We start from the raw sequence: 17,020 nt of genomic DNA on the forward strand, positions 1-17,020 counted from the left end.
GGCATGTCTTTTTCCGTATAATCAACGCGTTAATTATCCATTTTTAGAAAAATGAAAGGAATATAGAAATGATGCGTACACATTATTGCGGTGCATTAAACCGCAACCATATTGGACAAGAAGTAACATTAAGCGGTTGGGTTCATCGTCGTCGCGATTTAGGCGGTTTAATTTTTATTGATATGCGTGATCGCGATGGTGTTGTACAAGTTTGTTTTGACCCGAAATATCAAGAAGCATTAACTGCAGCTTCAGGCTTACGTAATGAATTTTGTATTCAAATTAAAGGTGAAGTGATCGCGCGTCCTGATAATCAAGTTAATAAAAATATGGCGACAGGCGAAGTGGAAGTGTTAGCGAAAGAATTACGCATCTACAATGCTTCTGACGTTTTACCATTAGACTTCAACCAAAATAACACCGAAGAACAACGTTTAAAATATCGCTATTTAGATTTACGTCGTCCAGAAATGGCACAACGTTTGAAAACCCGTGCAAAAATCACCAGTTTTGTGCGTCGTTTTATGGATGACAATGGTTTCCTTGATATTGAAACCCCAATGCTTACCAAAGCAACGCCAGAAGGTGCGCGTGACTATTTAGTGCCAAGCCGTGTGCATAAAGGCAAATTCTATGCGTTGCCGCAATCACCACAGCTTTTCAAACAGCTTTTAATGATGTCTGGTTTTGATCGTTATTATCAAATCGTGAAATGTTTCCGTGATGAAGACTTACGTGCAGATCGTCAGCCTGAATTTACTCAAATCGATGTGGAAACCTCTTTCTTAACTGCACCAGAAGTACGTGAGATCATGGAACGCATGGTGCACGGCTTATGGCAAAACATTATTGGTGTGGATTTAGGCAAATTCCCACAAATGACCTGGCAAGAAGCGATGACTCGTTTTGGTTCAGATAAACCAGATTTGCGTAACCCGCTTGAATTAGTTGATGTGGCTGATATCGTTAAAGATGTTGAATTTAAAGTATTTAATGAGCCTGCAAACAATCCAAACGGTCGTGTGACAGTCATTCGTGTACCAAATGGTACAGAAATTACCCGTAAACAAATTGACGAATATACACAATTTGTTGGTATTTACGGTGCAAAAGGTTTAGCTTGGGCGAAAGTAAATGACATTCATGCTGGCCTTGAAGGCGTACAAAGCCCGATTGCGAAATTCTTAAATGAAGAGGTATGGAAAGCGTTAGCTGAACGCGTGAAAGCTCAAACTGGCGATATCTTATTCTTCGGTGCTGACAAATGGCAAACTACCACTGATGCAATGGGTGCGTTACGTTTGAAATTAGGTCGTGATCTTGGCTTAACTCGCTTAGACGAATGGCAACCGCTTTGGGTGATTGATTTCCCAATGTTTGAACGTGATGAAGAGGGTAATCTTGCAGCAATGCACCACCCATTCACTTCACCAAAAGATTTTACGCCAGAACAATTAGAAGCAAATCCAACTGATGCAGTAGCAAATGCTTACGATATGGTTATTAATGGCTACGAAGTGGGTGGCGGTTCTGTTCGTATTTTCGATCCGAAAATGCAACAAACCGTGTTCCGTATTCTTGGTATTAACGAACAAGAACAACGCGAAAAATTCGGCTTCTTGTTAGATGCATTAAAATTCGGTACACCGCCACATGCAGGTTTAGCATTTGGTTTAGACCGTTTAACCATGCTTTTAACTGGCACTGAAAATATCCGTGATGTGATTGCATTCCCGAAAACAACAGCTGCTGCTTGTTTAATGACAGAGGCGCCAAGTTTTGCGAATCCGCAGGCGTTAGGTGAGTTAAGTATTGCAGTGACTAAAGCTGAATAATAGAAAAGTTATTAGGGCGTATTTAATACGCCCTTTGTTTTGGTGATTTATGCAGAATTTAAGTCCTTTATTACAGTTCTATGCAAACCAAATCCCTGATACACATGGGCGTTATATCGAGGATATTTGGGCATTTAGCCATCAAAAATTAGAATATACGCATAATTTTATCCAATGGATTTTTCCTTTAGAGGTGATGTCGAGATACCATCCTTCACCGATTTTAACAAAGCAGGATAGATTGGATTTTGCTCATTCTGATTTATTAAAGCAACACCAACTGAAATCCTTAGATGTAATGCTTGATTTTTGGGGCATGATGCGTGATGGGGTAAATATTATTGAAAAAGGTATTTTGACTAAGAAAGAATATACTTGGTTAAAACCTCATGACCATAATCAGTTAAGGATGACTCGAACAATTCATAGCCTTGCATTGTGTGATCAGCCAGAGTTAGCACTCTCATTACAACAAGCACTTTTATCTATTGCAGATAAGTATGGTAATGTAAGCCCTAAAATATTTGATTATTGGCTGAATGCGACATCAGTACCAGCATTGGACAGATAATAAGGCATACATGTTTACGATAAAGTGCGGTTAAATTTGACCGCACTTTCTTTTTATTGAAAAAAATTTTATTCACTTAAAGACATCAGTTTTTTGGTATGAATACTGGCAAAGCTTATTTGTTTTGAAGTTATATTCTGAAATATTGGAATAATTAGATTTTTATTTTTCACTAATGCTTTTAAGTGGATTTTATTTACTTTACTCAAGGATAAAATTCTATTATAAATAAGGCCTTTTTCGGTTTATGGTCAATTTATAAGAGAAAATTTTATGAGTGAAGTTTCAACTCCAGTAGAAAAATCAACATGGGCGAGTAAATTCTCTGCCCTAGGTCCTGGAATCGTGATGGCATCAGCTGCTGTTGGTGGTTCACATATTATTGCATCCACCCAAGCGGGTGCGATCTATGGTTGGGAATTAGTGAGCATTGTTATTCTTGCTAATTTATTCAAATATCCTTTCTTCCGTTTCGGTGTTCAATATACCTTAGATACGGGTAATACTTTGCTAGAGGGGTACCGTCAAAAAGGGAAATTCTATCTTTGGTTATTCCTTGCTTTAAACATTTTTGCAACTGTGATTAATACTGCAGCAGTAGGGTTATTAACAGCAGCAATTTTAACGTTCATTACGCCAATCCCACTCCCAATGCCAGTATTAAGCTCATTAGTGATTCTTGTAACAACCGGTATTTTATTGTTGGGTAAATATCGTTTATTAGATAGCTTATCGAAAATTATCATGATTGCTTTAACGGTAACCACCGTGAGCGCTGTCGTGATTGCTTTTATGCGTAACGGCATCCATGGTGTAGCCGCTCCTGATTTTGTCGCACCTTCTCCATGGGAATTAAGTAAATTAGCGTTTTTAGTCGCCTTGATGGGCTGGATGCCGGCACCAATTGAAATTTCTGCAATTAACTCAATGTGGGTGGTAGCAAAACGTCGTCTAACGAAAGTATCTTATGAAGACGGTTTATTTGACTTCAATGTGGGTTACATCGGCACAGCAATTTTAGCTGTCGTATTCTTAGCGCTTGGTGCATTGGTGCAATATGGTTCGCCAGAAACCGTAGAGATGGTAGGCGGAAAATATATCGCGCAACTTATCAATATGTATGCAAGTACTATCGGTGAATGGGCACGTTTATTAATTGCCGTGATTGCGTTCATGTGTATGTTTGGTACAACAATTACGGTAATTGATGGTTATTCTCGTACTAATGTTGAAGCAGTACGTATTTTGTTTGGTAAGCAAGAAAGCTCAGTAAGAGTTTTAAACATTGGCATGATTTTAGCCGCATTGTCGGGTTTAGCGATTATTTTCTACTTTAATAATGCAGTGGGTCCAATGCTGAAATTTGCGATGATTGCTTCATTTGTTTCTGCACCAATCTTTGCTTGGCTGAATTTATCTCTGACTAAGCACGCGAAACACAGTGTAAAAGGCGGCTTATTGTGGTTATCCCTTATCGGCTTATTCTACTTAACAGCCTTTGCAGGATTGTTTATTGCCCAACAAGCTGGCTGGTTAAACTAAAATAATTGAGATAATTACCGCACTTTAGTTTTAAAGTGCGGTAATTTTTTTGAAAGTTTTTAGCAGAAAAGGTATGATGCTGCCCATTCTCAATTATGCAGATGACGAGTTTGACATATAAAAATAATCAATCGGTTCTCGTGGTAATTTATGCAGAAAGCACGCATCGTGTTCTTATGCTTCAACGTCAAGATGATTCCACTTTTTGGCAATCTGTTACGGGGACATTAGAAACCAATGAAACACCAAGAGAAACAGCCATTCGAGAAGTTTGGGAAGAAGTTGGATTAAAAATAGAAGAAAATTCGACCGCACTTTTTGATTGCAAAGAGAGCATAGAATTTGAAATTTTCCCGCATTTCCGCTATAAATACGCACCGAATGTGACTCACTGTCATGAACATTGGTTTTTATTGGCAGTTGAGCAGGAATTTGAACCGATATTAAGTGAGCATTTGGCGTATCAATGGGTTTTACCAGAAGATGCGATCCAAATGACGAAATCACCGAATAATGCCGAGGCCATCAAAAAATATTTGATGAACGGCTTTCCTCTGTAGAAAAGAGGATATAATTTACAAACGTTTTTAAGATAAGAAGGAAAACAACATGGCAGGCCATAGTAAGTGGGCAAATATTAAACACCGTAAAGCAGCACAAGATGCGCAACGCGGTAAAATTTTTACAAAATTAATTCGTGAATTAGTAACCGCTGCAAAAATTGGTGGCGGTGATGTTGGTGCGAACCCGCGTTTACGTGCTGCAGTAGATAAAGCCTTATCAAGCAACATGACTCGCGACACCATTAACCGTGCGATTGAACGCGGTGTGGGAGGTGGTGATGACACCAATATGGAAACAAGAATTTACGAAGGTTATGGTCCGGGTGGAACTGCTGTGATGGTTGAGTGTCTAAGTGACAACGCAAACCGAACCATCTCACAGGTTCGCCCAAGTTTCACTAAATGTGGTGGTAACTTAGGGACTGAAGGTTCTGTGGGCTACTTATTCAGCAAAAAAGGCTTGATTTTAATTAGCCAAGGTGAAGAAGATGCGTTAATGGAGGCGGCAATTGAAGCCGGTGCGGATGATGTTCAACCGCAAGATGATGGTTCATTTGAAATCTATACTGCGTGGGAAGATTTAGGTTCTGTGCGCGATGCAATCGAAGCTGCAGGATTTAAAATTGATAACGCAGAAGTGACAATGATTCCATCAACAACAGTTGATCTTGATCTTGAAACTGCGCCTAAATTGTTGCGTTTAATTGACATGTTAGAAGACTGTGACGATGTACAAAACGTATATCATAACGGTGAAATTAGTGATGAAGTTGCAGCTCAGCTGTAATTTTAAGGAGATTTAGAATGAAATTAGCTAAAGTATTACCTGCAATGGCCGCTCTTGTTGTTTTATCAGCTTGTGCAAGCGAAGCACCAAAAGTAGAAAACAAAGCAGAGCAAACTGCAGCACCAACTGTAACGGATAAAACAGTTGTTTATACTTGTAACAAGAAAACTGTAACTGCAGTTTATCAATTCGAAAACCAAGAGCCAACAGCGGCAATGGTAATGGTAGGCAACAAAGTTGTTGCGAAAGATTTCGCTCGTGATGCAGCTCAAAAAGACTTCACTTCATTTACTTCAGGCAAATATGTTTGGAACGTAGATAGTGGTTTAACTTTAGATAAATTTGATTCTGTAGCGCCAGTAAATCTTTTAATTAAAGGCAAAAAAGCAGACAAAATTGTTGTGAAAAACTGTGATGTAGATGCAAAAGCAACTGCAAAAGCAAATCAATAATTAACGCTAAAAAACGGCCGGCATTGACCGGCCGTTTATTTTTGAGAATTTATGAGTATTATTTTAGGCATTGACCCAGGTTCTCGTGTAACGGGCTATGGTGTGATTAGAAAAAATGGTCGCCAATTAGAATATCTCGGCAGTGGAGCAATCCGTACGCAGGTAGAAGATTTACCTACACGATTAAAACGAATTTATGCCGGTGTGACAGAAATCATCACGCAATTTCAGCCGGATATGTTTGCCATTGAACAAGTGTTTATGGCTAAAAATGCAGATTCCGCTTTAAAACTGGGGCAAGCACGTGGTACGGCAATTGTGGCAGCGGTGAATCACGATTTACCTGTATTTGAATATGCCGCTCGTTTGGTGAAACAGACTGTCGTTGGGATTGGTTCGGCAGATAAAGTTCAAGTACAAGATATGGTGACACGAATTTTGAAGCTCTCAGATAAACCACAAGCTGATGCGGCAGATGCTTTAGCCATTGCGATTACCCATGCCCACACCATTCAACATTCTTTGCATATTGCTGGCTCGGTCAAGACGACAGAAACACATGAAAAAATGACCGCACTTTTAAAAACAAGGTATAGCCGAGGTCGATTTAGACTAAAAATTTAACTGGATTAATATCCAGTTTTATTTTATTCTATGCAAAATTTTTTTACATGGAAATCTTATGATCGGTCGTTTAAAAGGCATCTTATTAGAAAAACAACCTCCTGAAATTTTGCTTGATGTACAAGGCGTCGGTTACGAATTATTGTTACCGATGACCAGTTTTTATGACTTACCTGAAATCGGGCAAGAAACCACTTTATTTACCCATCTTGTTGTGCGTGAAGATGCTCATCTTCTTTTTGGATTTGCCCAAAAAACTGACCGCACTTTATTCCGTGAATTAATTAAAACCAATGGTGTTGGCCCTAAATTGGCACTCGCGATTTTATCTGCAATGTCAGTAGAGCAGTTTGCTTATGCTATTGAACGAGAAGAACTGTCAAAATTAGTTAAAATTCCTGGTGTGGGCAAGAAAACAGCTGAACGTTTATTGGTAGAGTTAAAAGGGAAGTTTAAAGATGTTCGCCAAAGTGATTTCTTTGTGGAGAGCAAACATATTCCGTCAACTTCAGAATTACGCCAAGCTGAAAGCTCTACAGATGAAGCGGTTGCTGCATTGGTTGCGTTAGGTTATAAACCAACCGACGCTGAAAAAATGGTGAAAAAAGTAGCTAAAACTGACTTGAGCAGTGAGCAATTAATTCGCGAAGCCTTAAAAGCCGCATTATAAAGATTAAACAGATATGATCGAAGCAGATAGAATTATTAGCAGTCAGGCAAAGATGGATGAAGATGTCATCGATCGTGCGATTCGTCCAAAGCTTTTAGCCGACTATGTGGGACAGCCACAAGTGCGAGAGCAGATGGATATTTTCATTAAGGCCGCAAAATTACGTCAAGATGCCCTAGATCATCTTTTGATCTTCGGCCCTCCAGGTTTAGGAAAAACGACGCTAGCTAATATTGTTGCGAATGAAATGGGTGTGAATATTCGCACAACATCGGGGCCTGTGCTTGAAAAAGCCGGCGATTTGGCAGCAATGCTGACAAATCTTGAACCCCATGATGTGTTGTTTATTGATGAAATTCACCGTCTTTCTCCTGCGATTGAAGAAGTGCTTTATCCAGCAATGGAAGATTATCAGCTAGATATTATGATCGGCGAAGGGCCAGCGGCACGTTCAATTAAATTGGATTTACCACCTTTCACATTAATTGGTGCAACAACTCGAGCGGGTTCTTTAACTTCGCCACTACGTGATCGTTTTGGTATTGTTCAGCGTTTAGAATTTTATTCCGTTGAAGATTTAACTTCTATTGTGACAAGAAGTGCCTCTTGCTTAAATCTAGAATTAGAAGATAAAGCGGCTTTTGAAGTGGCTCGTCGTTCGCGTGGAACCCCTCGCATTGCAAACCGTTTATTGCGTCGCGTTCGAGATTTTGCTGATGTACGTAATGATGGCATTATTTCGGCAGACATCGCGAAACAAGCACTTTCAATGTTAGATATAGATGATGCGGGCTTTGATTACTTAGATAGAAAATTGCTTACCGCAGTGATTGAACGTTTTGATGGTGGGCCAGTTGGGTTAGATAACTTGGCAGCAGCAATAGGTGAAGAACGAGACACTATCGAGGATGTTTTAGAACCTTATTTGATTCAACAAGGATTTTTACAGCGAACCCCTCGAGGCCGAATTGCGACTTCGTTAACTTATCGACACTTCGGACTTCAGAAGCCGTCAGAATAAGAGATAGAAAAAAAGGACATATTGATATCAATATGTCCTTTCTTTTTGAAACCTGCTTAGTTAGTTCCTTCAGTTCCTTCAGTATAGCTCTTCATACTATTTAATCTTGCTAAACCCACATCACAGCTTTTTTGTTGAGTCGCTAATTCCATTTCAAGAATTTGCTGTTTGCTTTGATTTAGTTTGCTTTTGATTTTACCTACTTGAGTGTGAGTGCCGGGCTGTTTTTCTGCTTGGGCAATCAAATTTTCTGTTTCTTTAAATAACTGAGTACATTGTTGTGGAAGAGCAGCTTTGTTTTCTGTCAGAGGTGCTGCGGTGGCAGATAATGCCATAGAACCGAAAAGTGCGGTCAAAATTACGCAAATTTTTTTCATTGTAAATCCCTACAAATCTCTCCAAATATTATTAGGCTAAAAAATAGCAAAATCTTGCAGCCCTGTCTAGTGATTATTTTGTCCATTTTTTTTAAATAAAGTTTCCTTGTGATAGATAAATTTTCCCATTTTGAGCAAAAAATACAGAATTTGATGTGGATCAATTTTGTCATTGTTATGCAAAATAGGGTATTTTGTAACTTATATCAAAAAATGTGATCAAGATAACGGTTTTTTCTGTTTTTTATCCTCATAAATAGTAGTAGAATATGGCAAATTTTTGAATATTTATATTGTAATCGGTTACTGTATTCTGTTTTGAGAATAGAAAAGGCAATTATTACGTAAATAATTCAATATTTCTTAACAATTTCTGTTGAGTAGTTTGGGGTGGTTATTTGGGGTTATCCTTGGTAATCATAAAGTGAAAATCTTGTAGATTTATACAAGGAGTTGAGATGTTAGACGTTGTTGATCTCTCACGCTTGCAGTTTGCATTAACTGCGTTATATCACTTCATTTTTGTACCATTAACATTAGGTTTATCTTTCGTTCTTGTGATCATGGAAACCATTTATGTTAAAACGGGCAAAGAAGTATATAAAGATATGACAAAATTCTGGGGTAAGTTATTTGGTATTAACTTTGCTCTAGGGGTGACGACCGGTATTATCATGGAGTTCCAATTCGGGACAAACTGGTCTTATTATTCTCACTATGTAGGTGATATTTTCGGTGCGCCATTAGCAATCGAAGCATTACTTGCGTTCTTCTTAGAGTCCACTTTCGTGGGTCTATTCTTCTTCGGTTGGGATCGTTTAACTAAAGGTAAACACTTACTCGCAACTTACTGCGTAGCCTTTGGTTCAAACCTTTCTGCGATGTGGATTTTAGTCGCGAATGGTTGGATGCAACATCCGGTAGCGGCAGAGTTTAACTTTGAAACCATTCGTATGGAAATGACCAGCTTCTTAGATCTTTGGTTAAATCCAGTTGCGCAAGGTAAATTCTTACACACATTAACAGCAGGTTATACAACCGGTGCAATGTTTGTATTAGGTATCAGTGCATTCTATTTATTAAAAGGCCGCGATATTGGTTTTGCTAAACGTTCATTCTCTGTAGCGGCAACTTTTGGTTTTATCGCTGCATCAGCTGTATTAATTATGGGGGATGAATCAGGTTATGAAATTGGTAAAGCACAACCTGTGAAATTGGCTGCAATGGAAGCTGAGTTTGATACCCATCCTGCGCCAGCGCCATTCCATCCAGTTGCGATTCCAAATACCGCTGAAATGAAAAATGATTTTGCGATTGAAATCCCTTACTTAGGTGGTTTAATTGCAACGCGTTCTTTAGACACTGAAATTGTTGGTTTGAAAGATATTCAAGCGAAAAATGAAGGTCGTGTTCGTAACGGTATGGTTGCTTATGATTTATTCACGCAATTAAAAGCAGAGAAAAAATCAGCAGGCCAAGTAAATCCTGAAACTAAAGCAAAATTTGATGAAGTCAAAGGTGATTTAGGTTTCGGTTTATTATTAAAACGTTACACAGATAAAGTTGTTGATGCAACGGATGAACAAATTAAACAAGCAGCACGTGATACTATTCCAAATGTCGGTCCTAACTTCTGGGCATTCCGTGGTATGTTAGCCGCAGGTGGTTTAATTATTTTACTGACCTTTGGTGCATTTGTTCAAAATTTACGTAACAAAGTGACTTCTTCTCGCTTATTACTTAAAGCATTGCTTTGGGGTATTCCATTGCCATTCTTAGCGATTGAATTTGGTTGGTTCTTAGCTGAATTTGGTCGTCAACCATGGGCGATTTATGAAGTATTACCGGTGGGTGTGTCTGCCTCTAACTTGAGTGTAGGTGACTTATGGTTCTCTATCGGTTTAATTTGTGTACTTTACTTCTTCTTCATCATTGCGGAAATGTATTTGATGTTTAAATATGCACGTTTAGGTCCAAGTGCATTGAAAACCGGCAAATACTATTTTGAGCAATCATCTAAATAAGCAGGAGATGGATTATGCTTGATTATGAAATTCTACGTATTATTTGGTGGGTGCTAGTTGTTGTATTGCTTATCGGTTTCTCTGTAACAGATGGATTCGATATGGGCGTGACCGCACTTTTACCCGTAGCAGGTAAGAAAGAAGTAGAAAGACGTATTATGATTAACTCTATTGCTCCACACTGGGATGGTAACCAAGTTTGGTTATTAAGTGCTGGTGGTGCAATCTTCGCGGCATGGCCGATTGTTTATTCTGTAGCGTTTTCAGGCTTCTATATTGCCTTATTCCTCGTGTTAGCTGCGTTATTCTTCCGTCCAATTGGTTTTGAATATCGTGCGAAAATTGATAACCCAACATGGCGTGCTATGTGGGATTGGGGCTTGTTTGCGGGTGGTTTTGTACCTGCATTAGTATTCGGTGTAGCATTTGGTAATTTATTACAAGGTGTACCATTTGAATTAAATGAGCTTTCACAAGCAACTTACACAGGTTCGTTCTTTGCATTATTAAACCCATTCGCATTACTTTGCGGTGTGTTAAGCCTTGCAATGTTAGTGACTCACGGTGCGAACTGGTTACAAATGAAAACCACTGCAGCATTGCGTGATCGCGCAAGAGCAATTACACAAATTGGTGCATTAGTGACATTAATTACTTTTGTACTTGCAGGTGTATGGCTTTCTTTCAAAGACGGTTATGTGGTGACTAGCGTGATTGATCACTTTGCAGCATCAGCGCCAGCTTCAGGTAAACAAGTGGCAGTTGAAGCAGGTGCATGGTTCAAAAACTTCAATGAAAATCCAGCTTTATGGGCATTCCCAGCATTAGTAGTAGTTGGTGCATTATTGAATGTGGTTGCATCTAAAGCAAATCGTTGCGGTTTCGCGTTCTTATTCTCAGTATTAACAATGGCTGGTGTGATTATCACTGCGGCAGTATCAATGTTCCCATTTGTAATGCCTTCAAGTACTCATCCAGAACAAAGCTTGTTAATGTGGGATGCAACATCAAGTCAATTAACATTAAACTTAATGTTCTACTTGGTATTAGTATTCGTTACCATCTCATTGCTTTACACCACTTGGTCATACTACAAAATGTTTGGTCGCTTGGATGAAAGCTTTGTTGAAGACAACAAAAACTCATTATACTAAGGAGAAACAATATGTTATATGTAATTTGGGTAGTGGGTGTGTTGGCTGCAGTTATGGTGAGTGCTAAATTGACCATTGGTAAAGAAAAGTCAGGCAAATTTGACGAGTAATGATGATTAATTCACTCTATCAATTAAGTAATAAGGGTTCCTTGCGAACCCTTTCGTTTATTTTAGCGTTATTTTTAACCGCGGCTTTCTTTTTTAATTTAAATCAATTTTCGACCGCACTTCGTACTGCACATCCAGCTTGGATTCTTGCGATTTTTTGGGGATTGATTAATTTGTGGATCCACGGTATCGGATTCGATATTCGCCGAGCAATATGGCAGCTCGTTTTCTTGCCATTTATTGGTTATTTCACCACAATAATTGCCATTGTTCAGCATTGGTTTTTATAAGAACGATAGACAAATATTATTATTTGGAGCTTGCACATCTAATGAACAGGTTCTAAAATAAGCGGCTTGTTATGGCTGATAATTTGAGCATTATTTTGAATAACCAATGTTTTACCTTTCCGGTTCGTGTTTATTATGAGGACACGGATGCTGGCGGAGTAGTGTATCACGCACGTTACTTACATTTCTTTGAGCGTGCGCGAACTGAATATTTAAGAACGCTTAATTTTTCCCAACAATCATTATTGCAGGAACAACAATTAGCTTTTGTGGTCAAAACCATGTCTATTGACTATTGTATTCCGGCAAAATTGGATGATTATCTTATTGTCGAAACGGAAATAACGGCAGTGAAAGGAGCAACAATTCTCTTTGAACAGCGGTTAGTTCGTGAGGCAGTGGTGTTATCAAAGGCTACTGTTAAGGTAGCCTGTGTTGATCTAGGCAAAATGAAACCTGTCGCAATTCCTGAAGAATTAAAAGCGGCATTTTTAAAGTAAATAACTTTTCGGAGTATGCAATGACTGCAGAATTGAACTTTTTAGATCTTTTTCTAAAAGCGAGTATCGTTGTTCAACTTGTAATTGTGATCTTGATTTCGTTCTCAATTATTTCTTGGGCAATCATCATTCAACGTAGCCGTATTTTGACGAGTGCGTTAAAAGAAGCGAACACTTTTGAAGATCGTTTCTGGTCTGGTGAAGATTTAAATAAACTTTATGATGGTTTATCTAATCGTCGTGAAGTATTAACTGGTAGCGAACAAATTTTCTTTGTTGGTTTTAAAGAATTCTCTCGCTTAAAACAAGTGAACGCAGATGCGCCAGAAGCAATCATTAAAGGTACCACTCGTGCGATGAACCTTGCGATGAATCGTGAAGTAGAAGCGCTTGAAAGTCGTGTACCTTTCTTAGCGACAGTGGCTTCTGTAAGTCCATATATTGGTTTATTTGGTACCGTTTGGGGGATCATGCACGCATTTATGGCATTAAGTGGTGCGAAACAAGCAACATTACAAATGGTTGCTCCAGGTATTGCAGAAGCCTTGATCGCAACAGCAATCGGTTTGTTTGCGGCGATTCCAGCTGTAATGGCGTATAACCGTTTAAGCTTACGTGTAAATGCGATTGAACAAAATTATGGTAACTTCATTGATGAATTCACCACAATTTTACATCGTCAAGCTTTTGGTAAAGCGCCCCATTAAAAATAAATGAAAAATTGACCGCACTTAATAAATAAAACGAAAAGTGCGGTGGATTTTAGCGAAGTTTTAGAGGAAATTATGGCTCGTCGTCAGCGTAAAGACATTAAATCTGAAATTAACATCGTGCCATTTCTCGATGTTCTTTTAGTTTTAGTGTTAATTTTTATGGCAACCGCGCCGATTATCAGTCAGAGCGTTCAAGTGGAACTCCCTGATTCGGTGCAAAGTCAAAATGTATCAAATGAAGATAAAACACCGGTTATTTTAGAAGTAGCAGGTGTTGGGCAGTATTCGATTTCGATTGGTGGTCAACGCCAAGAAGGCCTTAACGAAGAAATGGTAACCCAATTATCAAAACAAGAATTTGATAAAGACAATAACACAATGTTCTTAGTGGGTGGAGCAAAAGATGTACCTTATGAAGAAGTGATTAAAGCACTGAATTTACTACATCTTGCCGGCATTAAGTCTGTGGGTTTAATGACTAACCCAATTTAAGAATAAGTAGGTAAAACCGTGCAGAATAATCGACGAAAAAAACGTGCAAATGAGTTTGTCATCTCTATTGCGATGCACCTTGCATTGTTTGGTTTGTTGATTTGGAGCTCTCTTTATCAAACCGTTGAAATAATGGGTGGTGGAGAAGGTGAAGGTGATGCCATGGGAGCTGTGATGGTCGATACTGGCAGCGCAGCACAGGAGTGGGGACGTATTCAACAACAGAAAAAAGGTCAAACTGATAAACAGAAGAAACCTGAGCCTGTAGTTGAAGAGAAAAAACCAGAGCCTGAACCTGAACCAAATCAGCAAGAAATTGCGAAACAAGAAGAGATTAAGCGTCAGCAGGAAATTCAACGTCAAAAAGAACTTGAAAAACAAAAGCAGCAAGAAATTGAAAAGCAAAAGCAAAAACAGCAGCAAGAGCTTGCTCGTCAAGAGGCGTTAGAAAAACAGAAACAAGCTGAAGAAGCAAAAGCAAAACAAGCTGCAGAGGCAGCGAAGTTGAAAGCTGAAGCTGAGGCAAAACGTTTAGCGGCAGCCGCTAAACAGGCTGAAGAAGAGGCGAAAGCGAAGGCACAAGCTGAAGCTCAAAAAGCGAAAGAAAAAGCAGAAGCAGATGCTAAAGCCAAGGCTGAGGCGAAAGCGAAAGCAGAGGTTGAAGCAAAAGCGAAGGCAAAAGCTGAGGCAGACGCCAAGGCTAAAGCAGAAGCAGATGCTAAGGCGAAAGCGAAAGCTGAGGCCGATGCAAAAGCGAAAGCAGAGGCTGAAGCAAAAGCGAAGGCAGAAGCAAAAGCTAAAGCGGATGCAGAAGCTAAAGCGAAGGCTGATGCAAAAGCGAAAGCTGATGCAGCAAAACGTAAAGCGGATCAAGCAGCTTTAGATGATTTCATGAATGGTGGTGACATCGGTGGTGGTAGCGCATCTAAAGGTGGCAATGCGAATAAAGGCGGTACACAAGGTAGTGGTGCAGGACTAGGTGCTGGAGATGGTGGTAAAGTTGGTGACCAATATGCAGGTGTCATTAAACGTGAAATTCAACGCCGTTTCTTAAAAGACCCAAGCTTTGCCGGTAAAGTTTGTAGCATTAAAATCCAACTCGGTCGAGATGGCACGATTTTAGGCTACCAACGCGTTTCTGGACCTGATGATATTTGTACTGCAGCATTAAGTGCGGTAGCGAGAACGAAAAAAGTTCCAGCAGCACCATCTGATGCTATTTATGAGAAATATAAAGCGCCGACTATCGATTTTGATATCAATGCTCGATAATCGGTTTTAGGAAAGTAACAACGTTAAAATAAGGTGATTAAATGAAATTGATCAAACGTGTTATGGGGCTATTTGTGGTGATGTTTGCATTTGCAAGCACAGCAATGGCAGAAGATGAAGTTCGAATTGTGATTGATGAAGGTGTTGATGGCGCTCGTCCTATCGCAGTTGTTCCTTTCGCAGGTTCTGCACCTGAAAATATTGGTCAAATTGTTGCAGATGACTTACGTAATAGTGGTAAATTTAACCCAATTCCAGTGAGCCAAATGCCACAACAACCAACGACTGCAGCAGAAGTAAAACCTGAAGCTTGGACTGCTTTAGGTATTGATGCTGTTGTGGTAGGTCAAGTGACATCAACTGGTAGTGGTTATAACATTTCTTACCAATTAGTTGATACTGTAGGGGCATCAGGTACACCTGGTGCGGTGCTTGCACAAAATAGCTATACAGTGACAAATAAATGGTTGCGTTACGGTGCACATACTGTGAGTGATGAAGTATTTGAAAAATTAACCGGTATTCGTGGTGCATTCAGAACACGTATTGCTTATGTAGTGCAAAAAAATGGTGGTTCACAACCTTATGAAGTTCGTGTAGCAGATTATGATGGTTACAATCAATTCATCGTAAATCGTAGCTCACAACCAATTATGTCTCCAGCATGGTCTCCAGATGGTAAACGTTTAGCGTATGTATCTTTTGAGAACAAAAAATCACAACTTGTTGTACAAGACTTAGGTTCAGGTTCTCGTAAAGTGGTTGCTTCTTTCCCAGGACATAACGGTGCGCCAGCATTCTCTCCGGACGGTTCTAAACTCGCATTTGCTTCTTCACAAGATGGTTTATTAAACATCTATGTAATGAGCTCAAATGGTGGTACACCGACTCAATTAACTCGCGGTGCGGGTAATAATACAGAGCCATCATGGTCTCCAGATGGTAGCTCAATTCTCTTTACTTCAGATAGAGGTGGTTCACCACAAGTTTATCGCATGAGCGCAAGCGGTGGTGGTGCATCGCCAGTTGGTGGTCGCGGTAGTGCGCAAATCAGTAGTGATGGTAAAACACTCGTGATGATCAACGGTAATAACAACGTAGTGAAACAAGATCTCACCAGCGGTAGTTCTGAAGTATTAAGTACATCTTTCTTAGGTGAAAGCCCAAGTATTTCTCCTAACGGTATCATGATTATTTACAGCTCTACACAAGGGCTAGGAAAGGTGTTACAATTAGTTTCTGCAGATGGTCGCTTTAAAGCGAGTCTTCCAGGAAGTAATGGCCAAGTGAAATTTCCAGCTTGGTCTCCATACTTGACTAAATAAAAAAACTCATTGAGGAGAAATCTAATGAACAAATTTGTTAAATCATTATTAGTTGCTGGTTCAGTAGCTGCATTAGCAGCATGTAGCTCATCAAATAACGATGCAGCAGGCAACGGTGCTAACAACGGTCAAACTTTCGGTGGTTACTCTGTTGAAGATCTTCAACAACGTTACAACACCGTTTACTTCGGTTTCGACAAATTCAACATCGAAGGTGAATACGTTCAAATCTTAGATGCTCACGCTGCATACTTAAATGCAACTCCAGCTTCTAAAGTTGTTGTTGAAGGTAACACTGACGAACGTGGTACTCCAGAGTACAACATCGCTTTAGGTCAACGTCGTGCTGATGCAGTTAAAGGTTTCTTAGCTGGTAAAGGTGTTGACGCTGGTAAAGTATCAACTGTTTCTTACGGTGAAGAAAAACCTGCAGTGTTAGGTCACGATGAAGCAGCATACTCTAAAAACCGTCGTGCAGTGTTAGCATACTAATTTTTAGAGAATTTTGATTCTTAGAAAAAGGGAGAGTAGAAATACTCTCCTTTTTTATTTGTTCTAAGATATTGTCAGAAATTGACGAGTATTCACGCAATTAACACAATTTCTTCAGATTTTTCTTGCGTCAGAAAATAAAATCGGTAATATACGCACCTGTTACGAAATGATGTGGGTCGTTAGCTCAGTCGGTAGAGCAGCGG

General features: G+C 39.4%; 20 protein-coding genes. 19 read left to right on the forward strand and 1 reads right to left on the reverse strand.

Translation table 11 applies throughout. From position 1 onward, the window contains the following. Nucleotides 1–68: 68 nt before the first annotated feature. The 9 genes from aspS to ruvB all read left to right on the forward strand — a co-directional run bounded on the left by aspS (nt 69) and on the right by ruvB (nt 8,065). Nucleotides 69–1,835 (forward strand): aspartate--tRNA ligase, encoded by a 1,767-nt coding sequence (aspS, locus tag HMPREF3020_RS04525; RefSeq protein WP_070775697.1) that lies wholly within the window; start codon nt 69–71, stop codon nt 1,833–1,835. 49 nt (nt 1,836–1,884) lie between these two features. After that, nucleotides 1,885–2,406, forward strand: a complete 522-nt coding sequence (locus HMPREF3020_RS04530; protein WP_049366392.1) for an opioid growth factor receptor-related protein — start codon at nt 1,885–1,887, stop codon at nt 2,404–2,406. 273 nt (nt 2,407–2,679) lie between these two features. Beyond that, complete coding sequence (locus HMPREF3020_RS04535; protein WP_070775698.1) at nt 2,680–3,948, forward strand: NRAMP family divalent metal transporter; 1,269 nt, start codon at nt 2,680–2,682, stop codon at nt 3,946–3,948. A gap of 101 nt (nt 3,949–4,049) precedes the next feature. Then, nucleotides 4,050–4,508: a dihydroneopterin triphosphate diphosphatase gene (gene nudB, locus HMPREF3020_RS04540; RefSeq protein ID WP_070775699.1), complete on the forward strand. Its 459-nt coding sequence runs from the start codon at nt 4,050–4,052 to the stop codon at nt 4,506–4,508. Nucleotides 4,509–4,557: 49 nt separating this feature from the next. Next, complete coding sequence (locus tag HMPREF3020_RS04545) at nt 4,558–5,298, forward strand: YebC/PmpR family DNA-binding transcriptional regulator (RefSeq protein WP_049370509.1); 741 nt, start codon at nt 4,558–4,560, stop codon at nt 5,296–5,298. A gap of 17 nt (nt 5,299–5,315) precedes the next feature. Then, complete coding sequence (locus tag HMPREF3020_RS04550) at nt 5,316–5,750, forward strand: hypothetical protein (RefSeq protein WP_049376483.1); 435 nt, start codon at nt 5,316–5,318, stop codon at nt 5,748–5,750. Between the two features lie 51 nt (nt 5,751–5,801). Beyond that, nucleotides 5,802–6,374 carry a crossover junction endodeoxyribonuclease RuvC gene (gene ruvC, locus HMPREF3020_RS04555; protein WP_070775700.1) on the forward strand — a complete coding sequence of 191 codons (573 nt, stop codon included), beginning with the start codon at nt 5,802–5,804 and terminating at the stop codon, nt 6,372–6,374. Nucleotides 6,375–6,432: 58 nt separating this feature from the next. Continuing rightward, nucleotides 6,433–7,044 (forward strand): Holliday junction branch migration protein RuvA, encoded by a 612-nt coding sequence (ruvA, locus tag HMPREF3020_RS04560; RefSeq protein WP_070775701.1) that lies wholly within the window; start codon nt 6,433–6,435, stop codon nt 7,042–7,044. A 13-nt stretch (nt 7,045–7,057) separates the two neighbouring features. Then, on the forward strand, nt 7,058–8,065 hold the full coding sequence (gene ruvB / locus HMPREF3020_RS04565; protein WP_070775702.1) for a Holliday junction branch migration DNA helicase RuvB: 1,008 nt from the start codon (nt 7,058–7,060) through the stop codon (nt 8,063–8,065). 56 nt (nt 8,066–8,121) lie between these two features. On the opposite strand, the gene HMPREF3020_RS04570 is transcribed toward ruvB, so the two are convergent. Continuing rightward, complete coding sequence (locus tag HMPREF3020_RS04570; RefSeq protein WP_049364495.1) at nt 8,122–8,442, reverse strand: DUF5339 domain-containing protein; 321 nt, start codon at nt 8,440–8,442, stop codon at nt 8,122–8,124. 458 nt (nt 8,443–8,900) lie between these two features. On the opposite strand from HMPREF3020_RS04570, the gene HMPREF3020_RS04575 reads away from it, so the two are divergent. The 10 genes from HMPREF3020_RS04575 (at nt 8,901) to pal (ending at nt 16,814) form a co-directional block, all read left to right on the forward strand. Next, nucleotides 8,901–10,466: a cytochrome ubiquinol oxidase subunit I gene (locus HMPREF3020_RS04575; RefSeq protein ID WP_049370505.1), complete on the forward strand. Its 1,566-nt coding sequence runs from the start codon at nt 8,901–8,903 to the stop codon at nt 10,464–10,466. A gap of 14 nt (nt 10,467–10,480) precedes the next feature. Next, on the forward strand, nt 10,481–11,620 hold the full coding sequence (gene cydB, locus HMPREF3020_RS04580; RefSeq protein ID WP_070591486.1) for a cytochrome d ubiquinol oxidase subunit II: 1,140 nt from the start codon (nt 10,481–10,483) through the stop codon (nt 11,618–11,620). A gap of 11 nt (nt 11,621–11,631) precedes the next feature. Then, nucleotides 11,632–11,730, forward strand: coding sequence for a cytochrome bd oxidase small subunit, CydX/CbdX family (locus HMPREF3020_RS09420; RefSeq protein WP_101494276.1), 99 nt, complete (start codon nt 11,632–11,634; stop codon nt 11,728–11,730). A gap of 2 nt (nt 11,731–11,732) precedes the next feature. Continuing rightward, the gene (gene ybgE / locus HMPREF3020_RS04585; RefSeq protein WP_049369237.1) at nt 11,733–12,020 is read left to right on the forward strand and encodes a cyd operon protein YbgE; all 288 of its coding nucleotides are present in this window, start codon (nt 11,733–11,735) and stop codon (nt 12,018–12,020) included. 71 nt (nt 12,021–12,091) lie between these two features. Next, a complete protein-coding gene (ybgC, locus tag HMPREF3020_RS04590) occupies nt 12,092–12,520 on the forward strand; it encodes a tol-pal system-associated acyl-CoA thioesterase (protein ID WP_178162665.1) in 429 nt (142 codons plus the stop codon). 20 nt (nt 12,521–12,540) lie between these two features. Continuing rightward, nucleotides 12,541–13,227 carry a protein TolQ gene (tolQ, locus tag HMPREF3020_RS04595; protein ID WP_005696675.1) on the forward strand — a complete coding sequence of 229 codons (687 nt, stop codon included), beginning with the start codon at nt 12,541–12,543 and terminating at the stop codon, nt 13,225–13,227. A gap of 78 nt (nt 13,228–13,305) precedes the next feature. Beyond that, a complete protein-coding gene (gene tolR, locus HMPREF3020_RS04600; protein WP_032803822.1) occupies nt 13,306–13,725 on the forward strand; it encodes a colicin uptake protein TolR in 420 nt (139 codons plus the stop codon). A gap of 18 nt (nt 13,726–13,743) precedes the next feature. Then, nucleotides 13,744–14,997, forward strand: a complete 1,254-nt coding sequence (tolA, locus tag HMPREF3020_RS04605; protein WP_070775703.1) for a cell envelope integrity protein TolA — start codon at nt 13,744–13,746, stop codon at nt 14,995–14,997. A gap of 41 nt (nt 14,998–15,038) precedes the next feature. Continuing rightward, nucleotides 15,039–16,322 (forward strand): Tol-Pal system beta propeller repeat protein TolB, encoded by a 1,284-nt coding sequence (tolB, locus tag HMPREF3020_RS04610; protein ID WP_049366381.1) that lies wholly within the window; start codon nt 15,039–15,041, stop codon nt 16,320–16,322. A gap of 24 nt (nt 16,323–16,346) precedes the next feature. Beyond that, nucleotides 16,347–16,814: a peptidoglycan-associated lipoprotein Pal gene (gene pal / locus HMPREF3020_RS04615; RefSeq protein ID WP_005696669.1), complete on the forward strand. Its 468-nt coding sequence runs from the start codon at nt 16,347–16,349 to the stop codon at nt 16,812–16,814. Nucleotides 16,815–17,020: the final 206 nt, after the last annotated feature.

The sequence above is a fragment of the Haemophilus sp. HMSC068C11 genome (assembly GCF_001815355.1).
Taxonomy (GTDB): domain Bacteria; phylum Pseudomonadota; class Gammaproteobacteria; order Enterobacterales; family Pasteurellaceae; genus Haemophilus_D.

Bases quoted from the DNA above. Each gene is read 5' to 3' on its own strand.
- tolB (WP_049366381.1), top strand. From the start codon at position 15,039: ATGAAATTGATCAAACGTGTTATGGGGCTATTTGTGGTGATGTTTGCA.
- HMPREF3020_RS04545 (WP_049370509.1), top strand. From the start codon at position 4,558: ATGGCAGGCCATAGTAAGTGGGCAAATATTAAACACCGTAAAGCAGCA.
- tolR (WP_032803822.1), top strand. From the start codon at position 13,306: ATGGCTCGTCGTCAGCGTAAAGACATTAAATCTGAAATTAACATCGTG.
- ruvB (WP_070775702.1), top strand. From the start codon at position 7,058: ATGATCGAAGCAGATAGAATTATTAGCAGTCAGGCAAAGATGGATGAA.
- nudB (WP_070775699.1), top strand. From the start codon at position 4,050: ATGACGAGTTTGACATATAAAAATAATCAATCGGTTCTCGTGGTAATT.
- cydB (WP_070591486.1), top strand. From the start codon at position 10,481: ATGCTTGATTATGAAATTCTACGTATTATTTGGTGGGTGCTAGTTGTT.
- HMPREF3020_RS09420 (WP_101494276.1), top strand. From the start codon at position 11,632: ATGTTATATGTAATTTGGGTAGTGGGTGTGTTGGCTGCAGTTATGGTG.
- pal (WP_005696669.1), top strand. From the start codon at position 16,347: ATGAACAAATTTGTTAAATCATTATTAGTTGCTGGTTCAGTAGCTGCA.
- ruvC (WP_070775700.1), top strand. From the start codon at position 5,802: ATGAGTATTATTTTAGGCATTGACCCAGGTTCTCGTGTAACGGGCTAT.
- ruvA (WP_070775701.1), top strand. From the start codon at position 6,433: ATGATCGGTCGTTTAAAAGGCATCTTATTAGAAAAACAACCTCCTGAA.
- ybgC (WP_178162665.1), top strand. From the start codon at position 12,092: ATGGCTGATAATTTGAGCATTATTTTGAATAACCAATGTTTTACCTTT.
- ybgE (WP_049369237.1), top strand. From the start codon at position 11,733: ATGATTAATTCACTCTATCAATTAAGTAATAAGGGTTCCTTGCGAACC.
- aspS (WP_070775697.1), top strand. From the start codon at position 69: ATGATGCGTACACATTATTGCGGTGCATTAAACCGCAACCATATTGGA.
- HMPREF3020_RS04535 (WP_070775698.1), top strand. From the start codon at position 2,680: ATGAGTGAAGTTTCAACTCCAGTAGAAAAATCAACATGGGCGAGTAAA.
- HMPREF3020_RS04530 (WP_049366392.1), top strand. From the start codon at position 1,885: ATGCAGAATTTAAGTCCTTTATTACAGTTCTATGCAAACCAAATCCCT.
- HMPREF3020_RS04575 (WP_049370505.1), top strand. From the start codon at position 8,901: ATGTTAGACGTTGTTGATCTCTCACGCTTGCAGTTTGCATTAACTGCG.
- HMPREF3020_RS04570 (WP_049364495.1), bottom strand. From the start codon at position 8,442: ATGAAAAAAATTTGCGTAATTTTGACCGCACTTTTCGGTTCTATGGCA.
- tolQ (WP_005696675.1), top strand. From the start codon at position 12,541: ATGACTGCAGAATTGAACTTTTTAGATCTTTTTCTAAAAGCGAGTATC.
- HMPREF3020_RS04550 (WP_049376483.1), top strand. From the start codon at position 5,316: ATGAAATTAGCTAAAGTATTACCTGCAATGGCCGCTCTTGTTGTTTTA.